Source organism: Pseudoxanthomonas broegbernensis, from assembly GCF_014202435.1.
Classification (GTDB): domain Bacteria; phylum Pseudomonadota; class Gammaproteobacteria; order Xanthomonadales; family Xanthomonadaceae; genus Pseudoxanthomonas; species Pseudoxanthomonas broegbernensis.
In genome coordinates this window covers 1-3,649 of the sequence record NZ_JACHGU010000022.1, presented here as the reverse complement: position 1 = coordinate 3,649, position 3,649 = coordinate 1, and the positions used below count along the sequence as shown (strand labels likewise).

Annotated in this window: 4 protein-coding genes; all 4 read right to left on the bottom strand. The window is 69.0% G+C overall.

Annotated elements, in window-relative coordinates:
- The coding region (locus tag HNR76_RS15165) for an MCP four helix bundle domain-containing protein (protein ID WP_183982366.1) at window positions 1-1,477 on the bottom strand (1,477 nt) is incomplete at its 3' end.
- Window positions 1,478-1,553: 76 nt separating this feature from the next.
- Window positions 1,554-1,937: a hypothetical protein gene (locus HNR76_RS15160; protein WP_162312317.1), complete on the bottom strand. Its 384-nt coding sequence runs from the start codon at window positions 1,935-1,937 to the stop codon at window positions 1,554-1,556.
- 92 nt (window positions 1,938-2,029) lie between these two features.
- Window positions 2,030-2,509: a chemotaxis protein CheW gene (locus HNR76_RS15155; RefSeq protein ID WP_183982364.1), complete on the bottom strand. Its 480-nt coding sequence runs from the start codon at window positions 2,507-2,509 to the stop codon at window positions 2,030-2,032.
- Window positions 2,510-2,600: 91 nt separating this feature from the next.
- Entirely contained in the window at window positions 2,601-3,368 is a 768-nt protein-coding gene (locus HNR76_RS15150; protein ID WP_162312315.1) for a flagellar brake protein, read from the bottom strand.
- Between the last annotated feature and the right edge of the window lie 281 nt (window positions 3,369-3,649).

Here is a 3,649-nt window from a genome sequence, read left to right as displayed (position 1 = left end):
GGATGCGCGAGACGATGGAGGTGAGCTGGGCGACGGTGGCGTTGGCGTCGTCGCGCATGCGGGCGAACACGCCGTGGAAGTCGCCCTCCATGCGCGTGGTCAGGTCGCCCTGGGAGAGCGCGGTCAGCAGGCGCGAGACCTCGTCCAGGCTGGTCTCGTTGGCTTCCAGCAAGGTGTTGAGCTGCTGGGCCAGTTGCAGCAGGAAGCCGTGCTTGTCGTCGGTGCCGACCCGGCCGGCGAGGTCGCCGTCGGCGGCGGCCTCGACGATGCGGGCCACTTCCTGCTCGACCTGCACCTCGACGGTGCGGTCGCGCCATTCGCACACGGTGCCCACGCTCTCGCCCTCGTCGTTGCGGATGACCGACACGTTCTGGGCGAAGCAGGCGCGGCCGTACTGCATCTCGCGCTGGGCACGGCCGTCCTTCTCCAACTGGGCGACGAAGGCCGGGTCGACCTTGCCGTCGCGTTCGAGCACCGCCAGCGGCTGGCCGGCCAGCGGCAGTTCCGGATCCAGGTCGGGCAGGGCGGCGGCGATCTCGTCGGAGTAGCTGTCGACCATCTGGTTGAGCGCCGGATTGGTGTAGACCACCTGCAGTTCGTGGTCGGTGATGATCAGGCCGATGGAGGAGCTTTCCAGCGCCGTGCGGATGCGCAGGTTCTCGTTGGCAGCCTTCTGGTCGCGCTCGGTACGCTCGCGCAGGTCGTGCTGCATGCGCTGCATGGCCTTGAGCAGGTCGCCGATCTCGTCCTCGCGCGAGGAGTCGATGTTGCTGTCCAGCTTGCCGCCGGCCACGTCGTTGGCCACGCCCACCGCGTCGCGCATGGCGCGGGCCAGGCTGCGGGCCAGGAACCAGGCGATGGCCAGGCCGCCGCCGATGCCGACCAGCATGATGACCACGATCAGGGTGCCGGAGGCGGTATAGGCGCTGCGCGCGTTCGAGCCGGCCTCGTTGGCCTGGCGATCGGCCTCGCCGACCAGGCCGATGATGGCGGTGGTGGTCTGGTCGTGGAGGTTGGAGGTCTCGCCGAGGAAGGTATCCAGGGCGTCGTCGGGCAGCTCCAGGTCGATCATCTCGTTGACCGACTCGTAGGAGGCGTGGGCCTGCTGCCAGGAAGCGGCGAACTCGTCGAACAGCTTGCGCTCGCGCGGGGTGGTCACCAGCTTGTCGTAGGAGGCGCTGGCCTCGTCGATGGCCGTGGCCAGCTCGGTGGCGCGCTTGCGCGCGTTGAGCTTGGCCGCTTCGCTGGCGCGGACCAGGCCGCGGTAGGAGACGATGCGGTACTCGTTGATCAGCGCGCGCAGCTCGGCGGCCGTGGACACGGTGTCGATGGTGTTTCCGGCCAGGTGCGTGGTCGACCGGTTGAGCGAGGCCAGTCCGAGGTAGGCGCCGACACCCTGGACGACCATCAAGGCCAGCACCACGCCGAAGGCCAGCATGAGCTTGGGGGTGAGCTTGAGGTTCTTGAGCCAATGCATGGAACGTATTCCCCTGGACTTCGCGGCGGGGCCGGCCGGGAGGCTGTCGTCCCGGCCGGTGCGGCGGTTCGGTTACTTACTTGATGGTGGCCAGCTTGATGCTGGCGGGCGAGGTCACCTCGACCTCGGCGCGGCTGGCATCGCGTTTGATCGTGCCGATGATGCAGACGTCGCGGCCCTCCAGTTCCTCCGGTGTGGGCTTGAACTTGTTGCGCTGGTCGCCCGGGATGCGCGCGGAGAAGGTGTGGCGCGGGAACGCGCCGCCCATGTAGAGGAAGGTCGGCTCGCCCTCGGAGTTCTGGGCATAGCGCGTCTTCTCCACCTTGCCGCAGACCATGCCCTCCTTGCCGACGTGGCGCACGGCCTGCTCGGCGGGTATCGCCTCCTGGGCGAAGGCGGCCAGTGGCGAAGCGGCCAGCAGCGCGATGGCCGTGGACAGCAGCGTGGCGGTCGGTTTCATGCTCGGGACTCCAATGGCAAATGGAAAAAATCCGGGCCTCTGGCGGGGCCCTGTACCAGCGCTATCGGCCTGTGGATGCCGGACTTTAGGAATCAGGCCACCGCTTCCAGCGGCGATTCGGGCCCAAGGTCGGCGCTGTCGAGCAACGTTTCGATGTCGAGCAGGATCAGCATCTGGTCGTCCACGGTGCCGATGCCGCAGATGAAGCGGGTATCGACCGCGGCGCCGAACTCGGGCGTCGGCCGGATCTGCTCCTCCGAAAGCGGCACCACGTCAGACACGCCGTCCACGACAATGCCGACCACCCGGTCCTCCACGTTGAGCACGATCATCACCGTGAAGCTGTCGTAGCGCGCCTCGCGCAGGCGCAGCTTCAGGCGCAGGTCGATCACCGGCACGATGGTGCCGCGCAGGTTGATCACGCCCTTGATGTACTCCGGCGCGTCCGGGACCCGGGTCACCGAGTCGTAGCCGCGGATTTCCTGGACCTTCAGGATGTCGACCCCGTAGTGCTCTTCACCCAGGGTGAAGGTGAGGAATTCTCCGGTGTTGGGGGCCGGGGTGCTGCTCATGGACGCGCTCCTGCAGGACATGGCCGCGCCGCGGCGCGGGAGGACTACCCCGGAGATCGGCCGGCCCGGCCGCAACTTTAGGCGGCGCGGTTCACACCGCCCGGCGCTCGCGCGCGTTGCGCTGGCGCTCCACCCGGAAGATGTACTGCAGGATGTGCTTCTCGGCGGGGCCGGGCAGGGCCAGGAAGCGGCAGCCGGCGCGCAGGGTGGCACCGGCCAGCGGCGGCTCGCGCCGTGACAGGTGCGCGACCTGCACCTGCACCGGGATCGGCTCGGCGTCCGGCAACTGCAGCAGGCAGCCTTCCAGCACGGCGCGGGCCGGGAAGCGGTGCTCGTCCTCGTCCCGGATCGACAGGGCCAGGCCGCCGCCGCTCAGGTCCAGCACCCGCAGTTGCAGCGGCGGGGCGTCCTCTTCCAGCGGCGGCACCTGCAGGGTCACGGGCGGGCCGGGGATCAGCGAAAGCCGGTAGAGCTCGCGCCGCTGGAGCTTGAGCAGGGATTCCGGGGCGGGCGTGGAGAAGGCGGCGCGGCCTTCCACCTCGACCCGGACCAGCCCGGCCAGGCGGAACTGGATGCGCACCCGGTCCAATTGCGAGATGCAGGTGAGGTGATGGGCGCCGGCGATGCGCTGGTTGATGGTTTCCTGCTGGCTGCCGTCGATCAGGATGTTGCCGTCCGCGCCCACTTCCAGCAGCGCCGTGGGGCAGGGCAGCCCGCCGGGCATGATGTGGGCGCTGATCAACGCGCGGCTGTCGATCAGCGCCTGCAACACCCGTGCGATCTCGCGGGGATCGTGCAGCGTATAGCGCGCGTCCTCGAGATCCAGCGGTTCCGCGAGGGATTCGTGGGCAGCCGGCATCGGTCAGGGTGAGCGGATCGGGATGGGAAGGCTCCAATGCCTATCGGCACGGCCGCGGGAAAGTTGACCGTGCCGCGCCGCGGGCAGCGTACTGCGCGCGGCGCGGCGGGATTCACGCGGCGTGAGGCAGCGCCATGGTGCCACCGTTGGCGTCGATGCGGAACACGGCGATTTCCTGTGAGAGTGCGGCGGCCTGTTCCTCCATGGCGCGTGCGGCGGCGGAGGCTTCCTCGACCAGGGCGGCGTTCTGCTGGGTGGTCTCGTCCATCTGCACGATGGTC